Consider the following 20,013-nt stretch of genomic DNA (forward strand, 5'->3'; position numbering starts at 1 on the left):
CCTGATTAATTATGCTTTGCCTTGTTCTGGAATTTTTTTCCATGCGTTATCACGTAAATATACCGGAAGTGCCAATTCTGCACTGACCCAATTTTCTGTTTTCGCTGCTGCACGCGCAATCACAGCAATATCCTGCGCTGTTGCACTGACATTTTTATATTCAGATGCTGTTTCTTGAACTAGATTGGCACCTGAACCCACCACAGTAAATTTGACTGCCTCGGCACCTTGTTCATAACTCAAAAGCTGTTCTTCATCAACAGCCTGCATAATCCCTTGAGCATCTAACTGATAACTGGCCACGTAGACTTCATTCATCCGTGCATCCAGTACTGCAGTTACTGCAGTTAAACCATGCAAACGATATGCCGCTTGTGCCAAAGCTTGTAAAGTCGATACCGGAATTACAGGCAGATCATTTGACCAAGCCAAAGCTTGGGTCACAGCCGCATTGATACGAACACCACTAAACGATCCCGGGCCACGGCTAAAGGCAATCGCTGTCAAATCAGACACAGCCCAGCCCAGATCATTGAGGCCTTGTTCAATCATTGGAAGAATGGTTTGCGTTTGTGCCTTGGCGCGCGCATCAAGCTGAAAAAATAGTTCTTGAGTATCATCGATCACAGAGACGGAACACTGCTCATTGGCAGTCTCCAATGCCAGCACTTTCATGCACAACCTTAATTCAGAGAATATAAAAAACGTCGAATATAATACTCCACTCATATCTTCTAGGCGAGATTTTCCCAAGCCAGATACAAAAATGCTTAGAAAATTCTAGGCTTAACTGACGACATTATTCAGATAACAGCCTAAAGCTGTACCTCTTCCAGGTCCTGAAATTTCTGGAAATGCTCAGCATAGTGCATGGCACTCATTTTCAGTTTCTGAATACTGGCTTCATCTAAAGTTTTCACGACTTTGCCTGGTGAGCCCATTACCACCGAATTATCAGGAATCACCTTCCCTTCTGGAATCAGAGCATTGGCACCAATAATACAATTCTTGCCAATCACGGCATGATTCAAGATCACTGCCTGAATTCCAATCAGGCTATTATCGCCAATGGTACAGCCATGCAGCATGGCTTGATGACCAATGGTCACATAATTTCCGATGTTCATTTCAATCCCAGCATCGGTATGTAGCACCGCATTTTCCTGAACATTGGTGAAGTCACCTAAACGGATTTTACTGTTATCGGCACGAATAACGGCGCCAAACCAGACACTCACCTGCTTACCTAATTCAACCTGTCCAATGACCGTCGCTGTAGGTGCCACCCAACCATCCCATGGCTGATGCGTTACTTTTGGTGAATGTCCCTGAAATTGATATAACATGGCTGAAATCCTGTTCAACGGTTAAAAAATTTTGAGCGTTTAAACGCAGGTGAATTAAGTAAAAATGGCCAGTCTTTTTTATAGTCAAGCCCGTACTGAAATAATGAAATTAGCATACGTGCGGTCAGTCCCCAGACAATCTCATTTTCCACCCGCATACTTGGGAAATATAGGGACTGCTGGGCAAAACGTACTTCATAAGGCATCGGCTGGGCTTCCAGCAAGTGCTGCAAAGAAGCAAAGAAAATCCGGTCAATTTCTGTCGGTTGTGGAATGAGTTGAATCGTAGGAGGAATTAAACCCACCACAGGTTTGACCAGCATTCCGTTACGAGCCTTTTGCATCGGAAGATCCCCGATCAGATGCACATCAAATGGATTAAGTGCCGTTTCCTCATACGCCTCTCTCAAAGCCACTACAATATTACTGGTATCTTGCGGGTCGCGTTTACCCCCTGGAAAAGAGACTTCCCCTGCATGATTATTCATATAAGCTGAACGGCGTGTCAGCAAAACTTTGGGATCAGCTTCATCTGTGATCGCAATTAATACAGCAGCCTGTGCAGTTTGAATCCGTTTGGAAAATCGTAAATGTTTCTGCAAGCGTTGTATTACTCCCAGCTCATCCATTCATTCAGCTCCCTATGCGACTATAATTTCATCATAGCTGATTTTTGATTTGGCGGGATAGAAATGATGCCAAATTTTGATTTTTCAGTTATCCTGACCTTACTGTTATCATTGATGATGAATATGAACTTCTGTGTGAACTGTGGACATAAAACAACAGAGAAAATTCCTTTAGGCGATCAGAAGGTTCGCAAGGTTTGTACTACATGCGGATATATTCATTACATTAATCCAAAAGTGATTTGCGGTGCATTGGTGCTCTGGGAAGATAAAGTCCTGCTCTGCCGCCGTGCAATTGAACCACGTTATGGACTGTGGACTTTACCTGCCGGTTATATGGAACTGTTTGAAACCATGGAACAGGGCGCAGCACGTGAAACCCGTGAAGAAGCCGAAGCTGAAGTAGATATTGAACAGCTGTACTGCATGTACAATATTCCGCGGATTGGCCAGATTTATGTCCTGTTTAAATCTCAACTGATTGATGGAAAATTTGGTGCAGGTGAAGAAACCATTGAAGCACGTTTATTTGATGAAGATGAAATTCCCTGGAGTGAACTGGCTTTCCCGAGTGTAGAACATACACTCCGTCATTATTTTGAAGACCGTAAAACCAATAACTTCCCGATGCATCTTGAGACCTTGGGAACTCGTTTGGATCACACAGGTTAAAATGTCTTTTTATAAAAAAGCCCATCATTTGATGGGCTTTTTTCATTATTTGGTTTTGATGCTATAACAATCCGCTAATTTAAATGAAACACTTCCGCCACTTAGCTTGGCCAGATTGGTCTCTTCTGTCGTTTCATCAGTATTATTGTTGTTATAGACTTTCTGGAAGCTGGCATAAGTATTTGCCCAGCCTACACTTTCTCCAGCTGAGTTGGTAAAGCCCACACGACTGGTTCCATTCAATACATTAGATAAATTGAGTAATGCCCCACCAATCACAATCTTATCATCTGTATTGGTTGAAGCCTGAATAGTGGAGTTCATACCTACCAAGGCACCATTTAATGAACCAAATACAGGATCAGCGAAGACCAGTCGCATAGATACTGTTTTTTCATCTATAAATGCACGGCCTAAGGTACCGAGACGATATTGTTGAACGCCGTTATTGTCTTTAAGTCCAGCCGGTAAGATATCTCCCTGGCAACCATTAATGCTATCAGTTGCAAGATTGCTCGCGGACTGCATATTGGTACGCACATCACCATTACTATCAATCACAACACCCACTGTAACAGGGCTAATTGAGTTTTCGCTAAATTTAAACTCCATGTTGCCATACATTGGGAAAATATATTCTTCACCTGGCTCTACATTTTCAGCTGTTCTAAAGACTTGACGATCCAGATAGCTGATCGGGAAAATTTTATAAAGATCAATTGAGCCACTATAGTTGTCATCATCGGCATTAAAACGCCATAAGCCAAGACTGGCACGATCAGCATCGCTGAGTTCAGTCTTACCTGTGGCCATCTTATAAAATGCTTCTTTACCGGCAATCACATAATCGCTCAGCAAACGACCTTGGTAAATTTCTAATGGATTGCTGTTGTTAGCCACATTCATTTTATATGGTGCATTTGATGAAAGCATTCTCGTTGCAGGGCTAATCCAACTGGTTTGCGGTACTGCCGTAATTTGCTGTGGTTTGACCTTACGGATCAATTCCGCATTAATGCCACCCAAAGATCCCAGATTATTGGAGCCCAGTTTTAATTGGGTATCGCGCCACTGTAGTCCACTGCCGAAGGTATAACCCTGGCGGTCTGTAATCAGGATAAAATGTCCAAATAAATATTTAGTCGTTTTATCTTTAATGTCACATACAGATTTATTACAACCCGCCAGACCATCAGAACCAGTCAAGTTACTGCTAATAATGCCTGAAGTTGAGAACAGAGAAAATTCCGGTTGATATACTGCTGCGCTGGCAATATTGGCCAATTTTTTTACGACTTCAAAGGCCTGATCATCACTAATTTGGCTAATATCAATAAAAGGTTTAAGGGTTTCTGCCAAATTTGCATCTGTCAGGCTGATATCTTTATTAATTTTGCCCAGATTCTTTCGCATATCCTCTGTGATATACAAGGGCTGTACATCCGTCGGATTATAGATACGACCTTTTTCCAGTGCCAAGGTCTGCCAGATTTTGACCAGTTTCATCGCCACCTGTACGGTTGGATCTGTCTGTTCGATTCTGGCAATATTACGACCAGTAATTCCCTTGGCAATATCAAGTACACTTAGTCGAGGTAATTGACTCGATGTACTGAGGTTCATATATTCAGAAAGCTTCACAGTACCCAATTTGATTTTGGTATCACTAAAACTTTTCAGATAAAATTCAATACTATCTGCTTTTTGACAAGTACCTGACGCCACCCCATCATTTTGGTCAAATAAAGTAATAAAGGTATTTTCTTTATCACCACTACAATTAAAATTAAGACCATCAATTGGATATTCAAGCCCCCATTCCAGACAATTCGTTGCAGTAGCAGAGCATGAACCGTTCGTGGTGGCTTCATCATTTTGTTCTGGTATGACATTCGCACTTTCACCTCCGCATCCGCTGAGGGCGGCAAATAAAGCAGTGAAAGCAAATGGATATAATATTTTATTTTTCATCTTATTCTACTCGAATCGTCCTTATCGAATGGCGACTAGTTTTAGTTGTCCATAATTTGTCAGCATCTTGTCTTCAACATCTATGGCTGAAGCGAGTGGGGTCATTAATACATATTGGCTTTGCGCAGGAATCTGAATAATTCCCTGTATCTTCTCATGTTGAATAATATTGGCTTGTGCTTCCTGATTTTTAAAACCGCCCGCCCCTTCTAAAACACAGCCTCGTTCATCCAGAAATACAACAAATGGCCAGTAATAGGCAGGATTATTCTGACGGGAAGCATAAGACTGAATCTGAATATTTTTAATATCAGATTTTAGCTTCACAATTTCATAATCAAACTCATCTGATTTCAGCGGTGCCCGTGGCCACAGATTAATGGATTTACCTGCACTAATCTCTTTCGCATTCTTAACTTTTTTATCTTTAAAACACTGCTTACCTAAGCTTTCTACAGATTCAGGCTGAGAAATACGGTAGTAGGTTTGGGCCAGTACGACTGGACCAGAATCTACAGCAGGTTGTTGAAACAAGGATTTTATAATCGACTGTCCAACTCCTTTTTCACGCTCAATCGTCTGTACACGTGTTGACCCAATATTTTTATCAACTATCCCTTCAGGCATACTATAGAAACGTTTTTTACCTTCCAGATTAAATTCTTTATTTTCCAGATATTCACTATCCACATATTCCACCCCTTCAACCTGACTGAAACCCTGTTTTTGAACAGGATCAGGTACTGCCTGAATGACAGGTTCAGGGGGTTGAAGCTGTGTCACTGGTGGTAAGTGCTGCGGTAATCTAGACTCAACGTGTTTAGTTGGTTGTACTGGTTGTACTGGTTGTACTGGTTGTACTGGTTGTACTGGTTGTACTGGTTGTACTGGTTGTACTGGTTGTACTGGTTGTACTGGTTGTACTGGTTGTACTGGTTGTACTGGTTGTACTGGTTGTACAACCATATTATTTTTTTGCTCACCTGTTGTCACACTTTTTTCCACCGCCTTTGGCTCGGATTTTTTCAGATCCTGTGCAGTAGATGTAACGGGCGTAGTCAATTTTTTCGGAGTAGTGGCCGCTTGGTTTTTTGTTGTTTCTTTCTGCTCATTATTTTGACGTGGCACAACTAATGGTCGCCCATCGGGCCCAATGATCGTAATAAACTCTCTGGCATTTGTATAAAAAGACCATGGTACCAGACTTAATGCCAGTACCATTTTTATCCCTAAGTTCCCTGTTCTGATCATTTCTTCCTTACCAACGGGTGCGATAGTTCAAACCTAAAATTGTGATCTTGGTATCTGTTTTGACATTCAAGCCTGCATATGGATTCAGTAACAGGTTATTTACCCCGGTCTGGTTCGCTAGGCTACTGGTATTTGCTGGAATATTATCTTTACTGCGTAAGAAACCAATAGATAGATCCAGATCCGTATCTGCGTCAAAACGGTAACCCACTCCTAAACCAAATAGCTGTGCACCATTAATCGGTACCATAGTATTGCGTTTATCTTTTGGAATGGCACTGGTACGTGGTTCATAGCCAGCACGAAGTTTCAGTCGGTCAGTTGCTGAATACTCTACTCCGATCCCGAAGTTCCATGGCGACTCAAACCTAAGCGGTAATGCAAGTGAAGAATCCGTTACATTGGCAGATAACAGTTTGGCAATCTTCAAGGCAGACAGGGTACGGTCGAACTCAAACTTGAATTGGTCCCAAGCAGCATAATCTGTCCAGCCAATATCAAAATTGACTTGTAGATCTGGCATTACCTTATATTTGATCCCCGCCTGGAAGTGAGCTGGATATTCGAAATCCATGGAAACCAGACCTGATTCACTCGAAGGGATATAATTTGGAAAACCAAGAATTGCAGCCAAAATCTGGCCAGTTGGAGAGGTCATCAGACCTTTAATCATTTCCTGTGGCGCTTTGGCATTATCGATATGATATTTACCTTTTAAGCGCATTTTGGCCGCACTCTGGTAAACCATACCAAAACTGAAATCTTCAGTAGGCTCCCATAGAACACCCAGGTTATAGCTTGGACTTAAATTTTGTTCTAATGAAAGTTGCATTTGGCCAAATTTACCAAATGGGTTCATTCCTTCATCAGCATTACAGATCCCGAGCAACAAGATGTCAGTAATGATGTCAGAATTTTCTTTAAATGGTGTACATACGACTTCATCAATCATACGCAACATGCCAATCAGCTCATTGGGAAAACGTAAATCTGTTTTCATGGCAATGGCTTGATAAGACATCCCGATTGAAGCACCAATCGAAAGCTGGTCGTTGACTTCATAACCAATTGATGGAGATAAATATGTAATCCGCTCCAGAGCAACCTGTTGTCCCATAAAATTGGCAGGATTACCATCTTCATGACCAAAACCTGCAACTAGCGGTGCATAAACGGCAGTTGCATAAGTTGCTTTAGAGCCTGGTGGTTTATAAGAGACCCCCATGGTAGGTGCTGCCATCGGGAGGCCTTCACCCAAATCCACCATTTTTTTCAAAATTGGTACGTAGAGACTGACATACTCTACATCACCCTTCACTGGGCCCTTAAAATCTGTACATAAATCAGAAGACACTTCAGGTCCATCATTACAGACCATTGGATCATCTGAATAACCAAAAACGTTATATCCAGCAGGAACCGTAAATTCACGCTGAATATCAAAGTTCGCAACAATAATTTGCTGTTCGGTTTGTAAGCCTTCAATTTTAGCCAATGCAGCCGGGTTAAAGTGAATTGCATTCACTCCTGGCGGATCTGCAGTAACTGCGTTCCCCATAGACAATGCACGCAGGTCAACAGAAAGGTTGGTCCCTAATTGTGCAAAGGTATAACTTGAACAGCCCGCAAGAATAATTCCTGTTAATAACGGGCTAAGTCGAATGTTTTTCATACGACACCCCTATTAACTGAATTTCTTACCGAAACCTAAAATATCAAGTGGGAATGAAAGTCCCAGTGAAACATCTGGTGCATCTTCGGTCAGCCCTAATCCGACCGTACCATTTACAATGGTTTCTGGGGATACACGCACCCCTAAAGAAATCGCAAAAGTAGAACTAGTCTGATCAGCGGCTGAATAGCTTTCACCCGTGTGATACTTAAATTCTGCACCAGTATTAAAGCTTTGCTGATAAGACATGGTCATGGAAACGTCATAGTTAAATGAATAAGCAAAACCGAAAGCGAAACCACCACTAATTCCTGGTTCAAATTCTTCAATAATGCGTGTACCACGACGCTGATCTAAGCCAGATTCCTTAAACCCATAATTTGCAGAAACAGAGGCAAATAGTACCACTGGATCAATATATTTACGTGTACTCGCCCCCACACCGGCTGAGTAATATCCCTTGCCTGCAGCCAGATCTTTTGCTGCATTAATTTCATATGGGCTATCACCTGTTTTAGTCGATAAATTAGCAAATAAAATAAGTGGTAAACGACCTGCTTTTAAAGGGAATGGCTCCCAACGTGCACCTAAACTAATATCCCCTAATCCTGCTGTAGAGGTATCTTTTAATAGATCTGTTTTAGCGACTAAAGGTAAAGAAGCTGTTAAGGTCAGGTTATCTTTCACCCCATACTGAAAAGTGAAAGTATTGGTCAGGCTATGTGTTGCATTTTCCTGAACACGGAGTTGATACAACTGGCCCTGTGCCATTTCCATATCGAGTTGTGTATCTCGATAATAGGTATAATCGATATCATAATAGGATGAAATCTCACCTTGTTTAATAAGTGAGTATTGACGCTCATTTGAAGTAAATACTTCTTCTAGACTCGCTTCCTGAGTAGCATCTCCTTCTTTTTTCTGTAAGGCTTGAGATGCATCTACTGCTTGAGTGGCTGGAGCTTCAACAGGTGCAGCTGTTTCAACAACAGCTTCTTCCTGAACTGTTTCATATCCTCCCAGTTCAGGCTCTGCTACAGCTTCCTCCTGAACTGTTTCATACCCCCCAAGTTCAGGTTCTTCTACAGCCTGAGTTGCTGCTGGTTCAGGCTGAATATCAACGGATGCGGCAGTCTCGACTACTTCTTCCTCAACCGTTTCATACTCACCCAGTTCAGGCTCATCCGCAGCCCATGCCACTCCCATGACCATCTGAATGCTGAGCGCCAAGAATGTCTTGTTCATCCATTTACTGTTCATATCCATTTCACCATTTTTAATTTTTCTATAGCCATCTTTTCGTTTTATTTATTCTTGTAATAAAGTCTGAGAAAATTATATTGATATTCCCCAAATTTTTCTGAATCTACATTACGGTTACGATCCATACGGATAGTCGATGCTTTATCGGCAATTTTATCCATATAGAACTGTGGATACTGCATATCAACTAAAGCATAACGGTTAATGGTTGCATCTTCGACATGACGCATATCCGACTCTTTTAATGCCAAAAAGTTTTTTCGATATTGTTCAGGGACATTAATTAAATATAAAGTATTGTTTTCCCAAATTTCCTTAAATCGCTGTTCATCAAAACTGATATTACCTAGCGCAGGATCTGCAACATACACCCGTCCATTTTTATAAGCTTTGTACACGACAAAATGTTTAAATCCTGCATAGGAAATAGGAACAATGGCGGGTTGCCCCTGTTTAACCAGATCTTCAAATTCTCCGCGATAGCCGCCACTTTCCAGACCTAAGGCAGCAACAAAACGCTTCATATCAAGAAGGGAAAAGCTACGACGTTCGATGATTTTATCCGTTTCACCAAATTTCATTAGGCCATTCATGACTTGCTGCTCATCCAGCCGAGTACCTACATAGCCATTTAATAAAGTCGTAAGTGCTGCTGAACCACAACTATAATCATAAGCCTGACGCACAATCCCCTGAAACTGGTCTAACAGTGCAGGTTTGACTTCCACATGTTCGCGGTGCATACGTACGAAAGAATCATTTCTTGAATCAAGAACTTCAGTATAGTGAACAGCGCCTGGAGGCTGTTTTTTAATATCCAGAGCTTCTTTGGCAGCGTAATACATCAATGCCGAGCCCAACGCAATCTCTAACATATTCTTTTACTTTTCTTATCATTGGCATGATGTGCCTAATTTTTCTTTTTATAGAGTATTCTACTCTACTTCCCTGTAACTAGAAAGATACCTTCTTTTTCAAAAAAATACAGTCTTTTTTTATTTTTTTAGATAGATGTTGTAGTCATAAAAAAAAGCGCGTGTAAACACGCGCTTTTTTAAGGTAAAAATTAGTGACCAGAAATGGTAATAATTGCACCTTTTGCATATTGGCCAGGTGCCGGGCTAAAGTAAGTTTGCAGACCTTGAATTTCCATATCACCAATTGATGCTGCATTTTGGCTACCTAGGTGAATACCTTTCACATAGTTATCATGTGCACCACTTGTACTCGTAATACGAATGAAACCATCGTTTGCACTTGATTCGCCAAATACACTGATGCTTTGGTTCAATGTCAAATCTTTAGAGTTAGCATCTGTCAACTTAATGCTTTCAATGAAGATTTCACCTGGGCCTGAGGTGGTTACACCTGCAGCAACTTGTCCACCAGTCGTTGAATTATCAAGAATACCCAAATCTGTAATTGTTAAGCCGCCAATCATTGTTGCATTCAACTTAATCATTGCACCCTGTGGAGCAGCACCTAATTGAATATTGGCAGACATTGGACCTGTTTTAAGTGATAGGCCAGATAAAATCGCATTTTCCTTACCAGCACCACCACGGCGAATACTAGTAGCTGAAGCTAAACCACTTTCATAATCTGTAAGAGATGAAGCTGATCCCACAACCCCAATTTCACCGATGTTAATATCTAAACCAGATACTTCAGCGGCAATGTTGATGAACGGGTTACCAGCACCAGCATCTGAGTCAATGGTTAAATCTGCAAGGTTACGTGAAGCTAGTAAATACGCACCATTGTTATCGTAGTTTGCACCAATCACGATACCATTAGCTGTTGTTTTACCTTTACCATTCGCTTTGATATAGATCGCACCTGCTTCACCAGTACCCCCCACAATACCCTTAGCAGCCGTTCCAGGGCGAACAATATTTCCTTCGCCATCATAAATTGCAATAACGCCCGCTGTTGCAGTAGAGTCCTCAGCTAAACCATCATTATCATGGATAAATAGTTTTTCAATTTCAATTTTTGAAATACCGATACCGATTTTCAAACCGTCCTGACCTGTAGTCGCGCTTAGAGATGCATCGTCCAGTGATTGCATCGCCATTGCGTTTGCACTAAAAGCAACTGAAGCAGCTAAAGCCAATTTTGTGAATTTTTTCATTGTTTACTCTCCCAAGAGTACTATTTTTTTTGGTTGTGAATCACTCAGTGCTGACGTTGTGTTTTTTATTTTCTGACAACGCAAAGCATCTTTCCTTGAGTAATTTTGCTCGCCCACTTAAATTAACGTCGAGTCATATTTTGATCAACTGTTGTTGGTCGCAATATTGAGCTTACCGACAAACGGTATTTGATGATTTAGAAATATTTTTTCCTATTCTTGATATAAAATACCGGGTCATATCGGAATATGCGCTACTGAATGAACGAAGCTCCTTACCATTGTCCTTTAAGTTTTGCATCTCTTCAGCTTAAAGATCTATTGCATGCATTAAGCCCCTTAGATCACCTGATATATTTAAATAATAATGGGCAGCCTTTTATTGCCTGCTGTGCACAGAAATATTTTATGGTGCAAGATGGACAACCTCAGTCATTTAAGAGAGTGGATATCGAACAATATCAGGCTAATATAGCTAAACTCATCTTAGAGCTTGAGCAAACTCCAGATATTCAAGCGAATGAATTTTCTGGGGGTTATGTTGGGTTTATTGGCTATGATTACGCTGCTCAACAGCACATCCAATACCCGGAGCGAGCTCAACCTGGCTTATTTATCGGTCAATTTGATTCTTATATCAAGTTCGAAGCTGATCAATGGGTATTTTATAGTCATGATCCGCAAGCAGCAGATATTTTCAATCATCTTCAAAATCTATTAAATCAAGCCTCCATAGCGCCTAAGTTTCAATTAAAAACCCTTTGCAGCCCACGTTGGGACAAATCTCGCTATGCACAGACATTCCAGGATATTCAGGATTATATTCTAGCCGGTGATTGTTACCAGATTAACTTGACCCAGGAATTTACAGCACTGGCTGAAGGTTCATTATTAGAAACTGCACATGCTTTCTGGACATTAACCAATGCGCCATATGCGGGCTATCTTCGTATTGGTGATTTTGAATTATTGAGCTGTTCACCTGAACTGTTTATTGATTTTGAAGCACATCGAAAAATTGTCACCAAACCGATTAAAGGTACCATGCCACGTTTTGCCGATCCGGTGCTTGATGAACAATCCAAACAACGCTTAAAAGACTCAAAGAAGGATCAGGCTGAAAATGTCATGATTGTAGATTTACTACGCAATGACCTCAGTGTTTATGCAGAAACAGGTTCAGTCAAGACACCTAAACTATTCAATATTGAATCATTTAATCAGGTACATCATATGGTTAGCGAAGTCGAAGCGACCTTAAAAGAAGGTGTACATCCTTTTGAGGTATTGCTGTATGCACTTCCAGGTGGATCAATTACCGGTGCACCAAAGATTCGTGCCATGCAAATTATTGAAGAGTTAGAAGGTGCTCCACGTGGAGCGTATTGTGGTTCATTAGGTTATTTTAATTTTGATGGAACAGGAAGCTGGAATATTCTGATTCGCTCGATTCAGAAATATCAAGATGAGGTTTCACTTTGGGCTGGTGGCGGAATTACGATTTCTTCTGACTGTGATGCAGAATATCAGGAGTGTTTTGATAAAGTCGAGGCCATGCTGGATTTACTCAATACCTGGTATAAACCCGAATAAATAAAAAGCGGCTCAACCGAGTCGCATTTTTAATCCCTCCTAACCTCCCTTTAAAAAGGGAGGAATAGAGTTGTTCTTTATTAAATAGGAGGTTGGGGATTACGCCAAAATATCGGTTTTCAATGTATCCACTAAACGCTGATTTTGCTCATCTGTACCAATGGTAATACGTAAAAATTGATTGATACGAGGTTTATTAAAATAACGTACGATAATGCCGCGTTCCCGTAATTCAGCTGCTAACTCACCTGCATCTTTTGATGGTAGTGAAGCAAAAATAAAGTTCGCACTTGATGGCAAGACTTTGAAACCGAGCTCATTCAACTGATTAACCAGTTTTTCACGACTGGCAATCACTTTAGCATTTTGTGCTTCAAAGTATTCCTGATCTTCGAATGAAGCCACTGCAGCCGCAATCGCAAAACGATCCATTGGATAAGAGTTAAAGCTGTTTTTTACCGCTTCAAGCGCCGCAATCAGATGAGGTTGCGCAATCGCGAAACCAACACGTAGGCCAGCTAAAGAGCGGGATTTTGAAGTCGTTTGGCATACGACTAGATTCTCATATTTCTCAATCAAACTTACTGCTGATTCAGCGCCAAAATCTACATAGGCTTCATCAATGACGACTACTGAATCTGGATTCGCCTGCAGAATTTCTTCAATAGCAGACAAACTAAGCGCAATACTGGTTGGCGCATTCGGATTGGTGATAATAATGCCGCCATTTGGCTGTTTATAATCATCTACCACAATTTCAAAATTTTCATTGAGTGGCAAGATTTTGGTTTTGACACCAAAGAACTGGCTATAAACCGGATAGAAGCTATAGGTAATATCTGGATAAAGCAGTGGCTGTTCCTGAATAAAGAAGGCTTTAAAAATATGTGCCAAGACTTCATCAGAACCATTGCCTACAAAGACATTTTCAACAGTAACATTTTGCTGTTTAGCTATGGCATATTTTAATTCAGATGCATCTGGATCTGGATAAAGACGTAAAACATCTGCGCCATTGGCTAAAACTTTTTGCACCGCTTCCACGACTTTCGGTGATGGTGGATATGGATTTTCATTGGTATTTAATTTTAAAAGGTTTTGAATTTTGGGCTGTTCGCCTGGAACGTAAGGCTCTAGCTCACGGACTTCAGGGCTCCAAAAACGCATTTGCTCTATGGTGATATTCGACATTTTCTATTCTCAAATTCCCTCTCCTTTTAGGAGAAGGTTAGGGAGAGGTTAAATAATTCCCCTTACCTAACCTCTCCCGAAGGGAGAGAAATATCTTTTATTCAATATAAGTATTTAATTACTGATAGCGATAACGTGCTGAGCGTGCATGCGCATCCAGATTTTCCTGCTGTGCCAGAACATCTGCAGTTTTCGCAAGGGTTTTCACACCATCTTCAGAACACATAATCAGGCTTGAACGTTTCTGGAAATCATACACACCCAATGGTGATGAGAAACGTGCTGTACCAGATGTTGGTAATACATGGTTTGGACCTGCACAATAGTCACCAATCGCTTCAGGCGTATAACGTCCCATGAAGATCGCACCGGCATGACGGATCTCTTCAGCCATTTGCTGTGCTTCATCCAGACACAGCATTAAATGTTCAGGTGCCACCTGGTTAATTAGCTCAATACCTTCAGCATGGTCTTTCACAAGAACTAGTGCACCACGATTGGCAATTGAAGTGCGGGCAATTTCTGCTTTTGGTAGAGCTAGCAAATGCTCTTCAATTGCTTGTTCTACTTCATTGAGAAGCTGTTCATCAGGCGTAATAAATACAGCTTGAGCAACAGTGTCATGCTCAGCTTGAGATAACAAATCCATCGCTAGCCATTTGGCATTGTTCTGCCCTTCTGCATAAACCAGAATTTCTGAAGGACCAGCAATCATGTCGATACCGACCTGACCAAATACGGCACGTTTTGCCGCGGCCACAAAACGGTTACCCGGACCAGTGATTTTATCTACACGTGGAATGGTTTCTGTACCATAGGCCAATGCCGCAACCGCTTGTGCGCCACCAATGGTAAATACACGGTGTACGCCAGCCAGATAGGCAGCAGCCAAGACCAATGGATTCAGTTCACCATTTGGAGCAGGCACCACCATAACAATTTCACCTACACCTGCCACATGTGCAGGAACAGCATTCATTAACACTGAAGATGGATATGAAGCCAAGCCACCTGGTACATAGATCCCTACGCGATCCAATGGCGTCACTTTCTGACCCAAGGTATTACCTAGAGCATCGACATACGTCCAACCATCCTGTTTTTGTGCCTGATGGAATTCGCGAATACGGTTTGCAGCCAATTCTAAGGCTTCACGCACTTCAGTCGTTAAGCCTTCGAAAGCTGCTTTAAGTTGCTCTTGAGTCAGTTCTAAATCTGAAAATTGATGCGCTGGATGTCGATCGAACTGCTGAGTCAATTTAAGAACATGAGCATCACCATGCTGACGTACGTCAGCAATAATTTGGTCTACAGTTTTTAAAAGTTCAGGATCATTCACGGTTTCAAAAGCCAACAAGTCAGCAAACGCTTGCTTGAAGTTTTGATCTTGTGTCGATAAACGTCGCATCAATTTACCCATAAGGTTTGAATTCGAAGGCTTTAGTTTACCTGTTTTCAAAGACTTTGTCGGTAGCTAGAACAGACTTGTGCTATGAGTTTTATTGGAAATAGCTTTTGATAAAATTGATGAAAGCATTGAGCTTCTTATATTTATAATCAGCAATAAAAAACCGCCCAAAGTGGACGGTCTTTAATACAGCGTAAATTTAAGCTTTTTTCGCCTGTTCGCGTGCTTCAACCGCTTGTTCAAGCTGGGCAAGAATTGGATTCAGCAATGCTTGCTTACGTTTAAAGCTGGCTTTGTTCACAATCAGACGTGAAGAGACTTTGCAGATTTCTTCAAGTGGCTCAAGACCATTGGCACGCAGTGTATTGCCTGTATCGACCACGTCAACAATGTAATCACCTAAACCCACCAATGGTGCAAGTTCCATTGAACCATAAAGCTTGATCACATCAACCTGTTCACCGAGGCTCGCGTAGTATTGACGGGTCAGATTCACGTATTTAGTCGCAATTTTTAAACGGCCTTTCGGACGCTCCATGCCGACTTTACCTGCTGTCATCAATTTGCAGTTGGCAATTTTAAGATCTAATGGTTCATAGACATTTTGCGCGCCATGTTCCATCAACACATCTTTACCTGCTACACCGATATCTGCCGCACCATTCTCAACATAAGTCGGCACATCAGAGGCACGTAAAATCAGGATACGCACCTGTTTATGCGTGGTTGGAAAAATCAGCTTACGTGATTTATCCGGATCTTCCAGCAGGTTAATCCCTGCTGTTTCAAGCAGAGGTAAAGTTTCTTTTAAGATACGGCCCTTGCTTAATGCTAACGTTAAACCATGATCAAAATTGCCCATTACGTCAAAGTTTGGATCATCGTTTCTCATATCACTCATTAACTTACTCGCTTAATTTGGGCACCTAAACCTTGTAACTTTGCTTCGACATCTTCATAACCGCGGTCAATATGATAAATACGGTCAATCAATGTTTCTCCTTCGGCTGCAAGTGCTGCAAGAACTAAAGAGAATGAAGCACGTAAATCTGTTGCCATCACAGGTGCTGCAGAAAGTTTTTCTACACCCGTTACGACAGCATCATTACCTTCGACCTGAATATTGGCTCCCATACGGGCCAATTCAGGAACATGCATAAAACGGTTTTCAAAAATCGTTTCAGAAATTGTGGCAAATCCACGGCCAATGGCATTGACTGCCATTAACTGGGCTTGCATATCTGTTGGGAAATCTGGATGTGGCAAGGTACGGAAGCTCACTGCTTTCGGACGTTTACCCATCATATCCAGTTCAATCCAGTCATCACCACGAGTGACTTCTGCGCCCATTTCCTCAAACTTATCCAGTACAGCTTCCATTAAAGCCGGATCTGTATGCGTGGTTTTAACACGTCCACCAGTAATGGCTGCAGCAGCCAAGTAAGAACCGGTTTCAATACGGTCGGCAACCACTGCATATTCACAGCCATGCAGGCTTTCTACACCGGTTACCACTAGCGTATCGGTATCCAAACCTTCAATCTTCGCACCCATCTTGATCAGCATTTGGGCAAGATCGGTAATTTCAGGTTCGCGCGCCGCATTACGAATCGTAGTCACACCATCCGCCAATACTGCAGCCATCAGAATATTTTCAGTACCACCCACAGTCACCATATCAAAGACAACTTCACCGCCTTTCAGACGACCATCGACTTTAGCATGGACATAGCCGGCCTCAACCTCAATCTCGGCACCTAAAGCTTCTAGTGCTTTCAAATGCTGATCGACTGGACGAGAACCAATCGCACATCCACCTGGCAGGGATACTTTTGCACTACCGTAGCGCGCCAATAGAGGACCAAGCACCAAAATAGAAGCACGCATGGTTTTTACGAGTTCATAAGGTGCAAACTGGTTATCCAAAGTAGAGGTATCTGCAATAACTGTATCGCCTTCATAACTAATCGTGATCCCAAGACCTGCGATCAGCTTTACCAAGGTATTTACATCTTTTAGATTTGGAACATTTTTAAGTGTGATTGGCGTATCAGCAAGAATCATTGCTGCTAATAATGGAAGCGCTGCATTTTTTGCACCAGAAATACGCACTTCACCGTCGAGCTTAATACCGCCCTGAATTAAGAATTTATCCATTAATTGATTAAGCTCCAAATAAGCTTGCTTTACGCCATTCTTCTTTGGTCAATGCACGAATGGTTACAGCATGCACTGCACCACTGGCAATATGGGAATTGAGAGGAGCATAAACAGCTTGTTGACGTGCAACCGGACGTTTACCTTCAAACTGATCATCCACAATACGGAGATCGAATTTTCCGCCCTGACCACTCACAGCAACATCCGCCTCAGGAAAAGCGGCTTTTAAAATTTCAGCGAGCTGTTCATTATTCATCACAAGACCTCTTATAGGACTAAGGGTGTAAAACGAGTCATTTTACTATAAATGTAAAAAATAATTCATTAGTCACATACATTATATATATAAAAAAAGAGGCTTTTAAAAACCTCTTTTTCCCCATTTGGTCGCTTAAATGGCTAAACTCTGATGATTCAGCTGCATTTCGCGATATCGGTCAATCTGTTTTTTTAATTTTTCCGTCAAAATTTTAATCGAGGTATACATGTCATCAGCATTGGCATGGGCAAAAAACTCAATACCCGGTAAACGGACAATCGCTTCTGCGATATGGTTACTACTGCCTCTTTTTGAGCGCTTATCAATCTGATGATCTTTGGAAAGCTTAACCTGCATGCTGTTCACCTGATCCAGATGTTTGGTCATCTGTGAAAATTTCGTTTTTATAGTTTCTTCAATCGCTGGCGTAATTGATAAATGATGTCCACGAATTGTTATTTGCATAGTTCTATCCCTCACCTTCGTTAGGATCAGAAGAGTCACAGTTAAAAATGAAAAGAATACAATAACTTGCTCAAGCAAAATCGTGATTTAAAGCATTTATTCAGATCATTTTTACCATGCCTCAAAAGAAAAAAAGATTCATTACGATGTCATAATGAATCTCTAGAATAATCAAATTTCAAAAACTAGATCAAGACTTTTCGCTCAGAAGAGGAAGGAATATGTAACGATTCACGATATTTCGCGACCGTACGTCGTGCCACATCAATCCCCTCTTCTTTCAAAAGATTGGCAATTGCATTGTCAGATAAAGGCTTACGTGCATTTTCTTCAGCAATCATTTTCTTAATTTTGGCACGGATTGCAGTAGATGAAGCCTCACCACCCGAAGTCGTTCCCACATGACTCGAGAAGAAGTATTTCAGTTCGAATAATCCACGTGGGGTCAGCATATATTTGTTAGTCGTTACACGAGATACAGTTGATTCATGTAGTTCCACTTCTTCAGCAATATCACGTAAAACCAGAGGCTTCATACCTTCAGGGCCAATTTCTAAAAAACTTTTCTGATGTTCAACAATACAGGTGGCTACTTTCAATAAAGTTTTATGACGTTCATCAATGCTTTTAATAAAGTTTTTTGCTTCCAACATCTGATTACGAAGATATTGATTATCTTCGCTTTGATCAGCACGACGAATCATATTGGTATAAAAAGAATTTAGTCTTAACTTTGGCATCACATCAGGATTTAACGTCACCTGCCAGCAGTCATTCTTTTTCATTACCACGACATCCGGGATCTGATAATCAGATTCCTTACTTTCAAACTCCAGTCCAGGATATGGCTTAAGAGTTTTCAGCAAATCAACTGCACAGCGTAATTGTTCCTGATTTAAGCCAGTTTGCTTAATGAGTTTTGGTAATTCATTGGTAATCAGCAGCTCATAATGTTGCAGCAATTTAACCGCATCATTACGACAAGGGGTATTAACTGGCAGGCTATCCAACTGAATCAATAAACACTCAGCTAGGTTTCTGGAACCCACCCCAATCGGATCAAGACGCTGAATATGCTTGAGAACAACGAGTACTTCATCCTCTTCGATTTCTTCCTCATAATCCATGGAAGATAAAAGATGCTGTACTGATGCAGTAATTTCAGAAATTTCTGCATCCAGAAAACCCTTTTCATCTAGAGAATCAATAATGCAGTATGCAATCAGCTGATCAATGCGAGAAAAGTGCAGCAGATTAATCTGCTCGAGCATATATTCTTGTAAGCTTTGCTGGCTTTGACGGTTATCTTCACGCTCTTCGAACTCTGCCGCACCCAGACTTGTAGGTTGATGGGTATAGACATCATCCCAGTCGGTATCTACAGGTAGATCGTCCGGAAGATGGTCTGCATTAAGTTCATTAGTTAAATCCTTTTGACTCGCATCAACAGTAGAAAGACTTTCAACACTGATTTGCTCTTCAACTTTTTCTAACAAAGGATTACTATCAAGTTGTAGCTGGATTTCTTGCTCTAATTCCAGACTGGATAATTGTAATAAGCGGATTGCTTGTTGTAACTGTGGAGTTAATGACAGCGAGTTGGCAATTCGTAATCCCACTGATAGTTTCATATGACCCCCTAATAAAAATCTCGTTTTATAAGCAATTTTCATGCCGTTTTAACTTTTATAACATAGTTTGATAAAAAAACACACAAAACTATAATGATTTCATGAACTTTAACGTCATTCTTATATAATTTTTTAAGCATTATTAATCACTTATTTTTATTAAACAGTAATTAATCTATTTGTAAATTAATATAATTTGACTTAATTTTTTAAACCCCACGCATAAAAAAAGCCCCCTGCATGAGCAGAGGGCTTTTGGAATAATGAGCTGGCGATGACTTACTCTCACATGGGAGACCCCACACTACCATCAGCGCTAAGAGGTTTCACTTCTGAGTTCGGGAAGGGATCAGGTGGTTCACTCTTGC

At 41.2% G+C, this 20,013-nt stretch carries 18 protein-coding genes and 1 rRNA gene; 2 read left to right on the forward strand and 17 right to left on the reverse strand.

Annotated elements, in window-relative coordinates; genetic code table 11:
* Positions 1 to 9: 9 nt before the first annotated feature.
* From tsaB to FTV25_RS09470, 3 genes are all read right to left on the reverse strand, one after another.
* Entirely contained in the window at positions 10 to 675 is a 666-nt protein-coding gene (gene tsaB, locus FTV25_RS09460) for a tRNA (adenosine(37)-N6)-threonylcarbamoyltransferase complex dimerization subunit type 1 TsaB (protein ID WP_034705728.1), read from the reverse strand.
* 140 nt (positions 676 to 815) lie between these two features.
* Entirely contained in the window at positions 816 to 1,346 is a 531-nt protein-coding gene (locus tag FTV25_RS09465; RefSeq protein WP_180003086.1) for a gamma carbonic anhydrase family protein, read from the reverse strand.
* 14 nt (positions 1,347 to 1,360) lie between these two features.
* Entirely contained in the window at positions 1,361 to 1,975 is a 615-nt protein-coding gene (locus tag FTV25_RS09470) for a CoA pyrophosphatase (RefSeq protein ID WP_180003088.1), read from the reverse strand.
* Between the two features lie 123 nt (positions 1,976 to 2,098).
* Between FTV25_RS09470 and FTV25_RS09475 the strand changes: the two genes are divergently transcribed.
* Entirely contained in the window at positions 2,099 to 2,647 is a 549-nt protein-coding gene (locus tag FTV25_RS09475; protein ID WP_166136775.1) for an NUDIX hydrolase, read from the forward strand.
* Positions 2,648 to 2,692: 45 nt separating this feature from the next.
* On the opposite strand, the gene FTV25_RS09480 is transcribed toward FTV25_RS09475, so the two are convergent.
* The 6 genes from FTV25_RS09480 to FTV25_RS09505 all read right to left on the reverse strand — a co-directional run bounded on the left by FTV25_RS09480 (position 2,693) and on the right by FTV25_RS09505 (position 10,938).
* On the reverse strand, positions 2,693 to 4,618 hold the full coding sequence (locus FTV25_RS09480) for a hypothetical protein (protein WP_180003090.1): 1,926 nt from the start codon (positions 4,616 to 4,618) through the stop codon (positions 2,693 to 2,695).
* Between the two features lie 21 nt (positions 4,619 to 4,639).
* Entirely contained in the window at positions 4,640 to 5,869 is a 1,230-nt protein-coding gene (filE, locus tag FTV25_RS09485; RefSeq protein ID WP_180003092.1) for a putative pilus assembly protein FilE, read from the reverse strand.
* A 7-nt stretch (positions 5,870 to 5,876) separates the two neighbouring features.
* Positions 5,877 to 7,541, reverse strand: a complete 1,665-nt coding sequence (locus tag FTV25_RS09490; RefSeq protein WP_005234148.1) for an OmpP1/FadL family transporter — start codon at positions 7,539 to 7,541, stop codon at positions 5,877 to 5,879.
* 12 nt (positions 7,542 to 7,553) lie between these two features.
* A complete protein-coding gene (locus FTV25_RS09495; protein ID WP_171505611.1) occupies positions 7,554 to 8,807 on the reverse strand; it encodes a hypothetical protein in 1,254 nt (417 codons plus the stop codon).
* A 38-nt stretch (positions 8,808 to 8,845) separates the two neighbouring features.
* Positions 8,846 to 9,679, reverse strand: coding sequence for a C39 family peptidase (locus FTV25_RS09500; RefSeq protein WP_180003094.1), 834 nt, complete (start codon positions 9,677 to 9,679; stop codon positions 8,846 to 8,848).
* A gap of 191 nt (positions 9,680 to 9,870) precedes the next feature.
* On the reverse strand, positions 9,871 to 10,938 hold the full coding sequence (locus FTV25_RS09505; RefSeq protein WP_180003096.1) for a DUF6160 family protein: 1,068 nt from the start codon (positions 10,936 to 10,938) through the stop codon (positions 9,871 to 9,873).
* Between the two features lie 261 nt (positions 10,939 to 11,199).
* Here FTV25_RS09505 and FTV25_RS09510 point away from each other — a divergent pair, with 261 nt between their 5' ends.
* Positions 11,200 to 12,531 carry an anthranilate synthase component I family protein gene (locus tag FTV25_RS09510; RefSeq protein ID WP_180003098.1) on the forward strand — a complete coding sequence of 444 codons (1,332 nt, stop codon included), beginning with the start codon at positions 11,200 to 11,202 and terminating at the stop codon, positions 12,529 to 12,531.
* 99 nt (positions 12,532 to 12,630) lie between these two features.
* On the opposite strand, the gene hisC is transcribed toward FTV25_RS09510, so the two are convergent.
* The 8 genes from hisC to rrf all read right to left on the reverse strand — a co-directional run.
* Entirely contained in the window at positions 12,631 to 13,722 is a 1,092-nt protein-coding gene (gene hisC / locus FTV25_RS09515; protein WP_180003100.1) for a histidinol-phosphate transaminase, read from the reverse strand.
* Between the two features lie 118 nt (positions 13,723 to 13,840).
* Positions 13,841 to 15,142 carry a histidinol dehydrogenase gene (gene hisD, locus FTV25_RS09520; RefSeq protein WP_159124269.1) on the reverse strand — a complete coding sequence of 434 codons (1,302 nt, stop codon included), beginning with the start codon at positions 15,140 to 15,142 and terminating at the stop codon, positions 13,841 to 13,843.
* Positions 15,143 to 15,329: 187 nt separating this feature from the next.
* Complete coding sequence (gene hisG, locus FTV25_RS09525) at positions 15,330 to 16,031, reverse strand: ATP phosphoribosyltransferase (protein WP_005234128.1); 702 nt, start codon at positions 16,029 to 16,031, stop codon at positions 15,330 to 15,332.
* On the reverse strand, positions 16,031 to 17,287 hold the full coding sequence (gene murA / locus FTV25_RS09530) for a UDP-N-acetylglucosamine 1-carboxyvinyltransferase (RefSeq protein ID WP_159124271.1): 1,257 nt from the start codon (positions 17,285 to 17,287) through the stop codon (positions 16,031 to 16,033). The genes hisG and murA overlap by 1 nt, the downstream gene beginning before the upstream one ends.
* A gap of 7 nt (positions 17,288 to 17,294) precedes the next feature.
* Entirely contained in the window at positions 17,295 to 17,546 is a 252-nt protein-coding gene (gene ibaG, locus FTV25_RS09535) for a BolA family iron metabolism protein IbaG (RefSeq protein WP_004783413.1), read from the reverse strand.
* 135 nt (positions 17,547 to 17,681) lie between these two features.
* Entirely contained in the window at positions 17,682 to 18,014 is a 333-nt protein-coding gene (hpf, locus tag FTV25_RS09540; protein ID WP_004783414.1) for a ribosome hibernation-promoting factor, HPF/YfiA family, read from the reverse strand.
* 185 nt (positions 18,015 to 18,199) lie between these two features.
* Complete coding sequence (locus FTV25_RS09545) at positions 18,200 to 19,645, reverse strand: RNA polymerase factor sigma-54 (protein WP_125279334.1); 1,446 nt, start codon at positions 19,643 to 19,645, stop codon at positions 18,200 to 18,202.
* A 266-nt stretch (positions 19,646 to 19,911) separates the two neighbouring features.
* Positions 19,912 to 20,013, reverse strand: a 5S ribosomal RNA gene (gene rrf, locus FTV25_RS09550); the annotation flags it as partial.

The sequence above is a fragment of the Acinetobacter sp. YH12249 genome (genome assembly GCF_013417475.1).
Taxonomy (GTDB): Bacteria; Pseudomonadota; Gammaproteobacteria; order Pseudomonadales; family Moraxellaceae; genus Acinetobacter.

Excerpts from the sequence above, each read along its gene's own strand:
- tsaB (WP_034705728.1), bottom strand. The coding sequence starts at position 675 with ATGAAAGTGCTGGCATTGGAGACTGCCAATGAGCAGTGTTCCGTCTCT.
- FTV25_RS09465 (WP_180003086.1), bottom strand. The coding sequence starts at position 1,346 with ATGTTATATCAATTTCAGGGACATTCACCAAAAGTAACGCATCAGCCA.
- FTV25_RS09470 (WP_180003088.1), bottom strand. The coding sequence starts at position 1,975 with ATGGATGAGCTGGGAGTAATACAACGCTTGCAGAAACATTTACGATTT.
- FTV25_RS09475 (WP_166136775.1), top strand. The coding sequence starts at position 2,099 with ATGAACTTCTGTGTGAACTGTGGACATAAAACAACAGAGAAAATTCCT.
- FTV25_RS09480 (WP_180003090.1), bottom strand. The coding sequence starts at position 4,618 with ATGAAAAATAAAATATTATATCCATTTGCTTTCACTGCTTTATTTGCC.
- filE (WP_180003092.1), bottom strand. The coding sequence starts at position 5,869 with ATGATCAGAACAGGGAACTTAGGGATAAAAATGGTACTGGCATTAAGT.
- FTV25_RS09490 (WP_005234148.1), bottom strand. The coding sequence starts at position 7,541 with ATGAAAAACATTCGACTTAGCCCGTTATTAACAGGAATTATTCTTGCG.
- FTV25_RS09495 (WP_171505611.1), bottom strand. The coding sequence starts at position 8,807 with ATGGATATGAACAGTAAATGGATGAACAAGACATTCTTGGCGCTCAGC.
- FTV25_RS09500 (WP_180003094.1), bottom strand. The coding sequence starts at position 9,679 with ATGTTAGAGATTGCGTTGGGCTCGGCATTGATGTATTACGCTGCCAAA.
- FTV25_RS09505 (WP_180003096.1), bottom strand. The coding sequence starts at position 10,938 with ATGAAAAAATTCACAAAATTGGCTTTAGCTGCTTCAGTTGCTTTTAGT.
- FTV25_RS09510 (WP_180003098.1), top strand. The coding sequence starts at position 11,200 with ATGAACGAAGCTCCTTACCATTGTCCTTTAAGTTTTGCATCTCTTCAG.
- hisC (WP_180003100.1), bottom strand. The coding sequence starts at position 13,722 with ATGTCGAATATCACCATAGAGCAAATGCGTTTTTGGAGCCCTGAAGTC.
- hisD (WP_159124269.1), bottom strand. The coding sequence starts at position 15,142 with ATGGGTAAATTGATGCGACGTTTATCGACACAAGATCAAAACTTCAAG.
- hisG (WP_005234128.1), bottom strand. The coding sequence starts at position 16,031 with ATGAGTGATATGAGAAACGATGATCCAAACTTTGACGTAATGGGCAAT.
- murA (WP_159124271.1), bottom strand. The coding sequence starts at position 17,287 with ATGGATAAATTCTTAATTCAGGGCGGTATTAAGCTCGACGGTGAAGTG.
- ibaG (WP_004783413.1), bottom strand. The coding sequence starts at position 17,546 with ATGAATAATGAACAGCTCGCTGAAATTTTAAAAGCCGCTTTTCCTGAG.
- hpf (WP_004783414.1), bottom strand. The coding sequence starts at position 18,014 with ATGCAAATAACAATTCGTGGACATCATTTATCAATTACGCCAGCGATT.
- FTV25_RS09545 (WP_125279334.1), bottom strand. The coding sequence starts at position 19,645 with ATGAAACTATCAGTGGGATTACGAATTGCCAACTCGCTGTCATTAACT.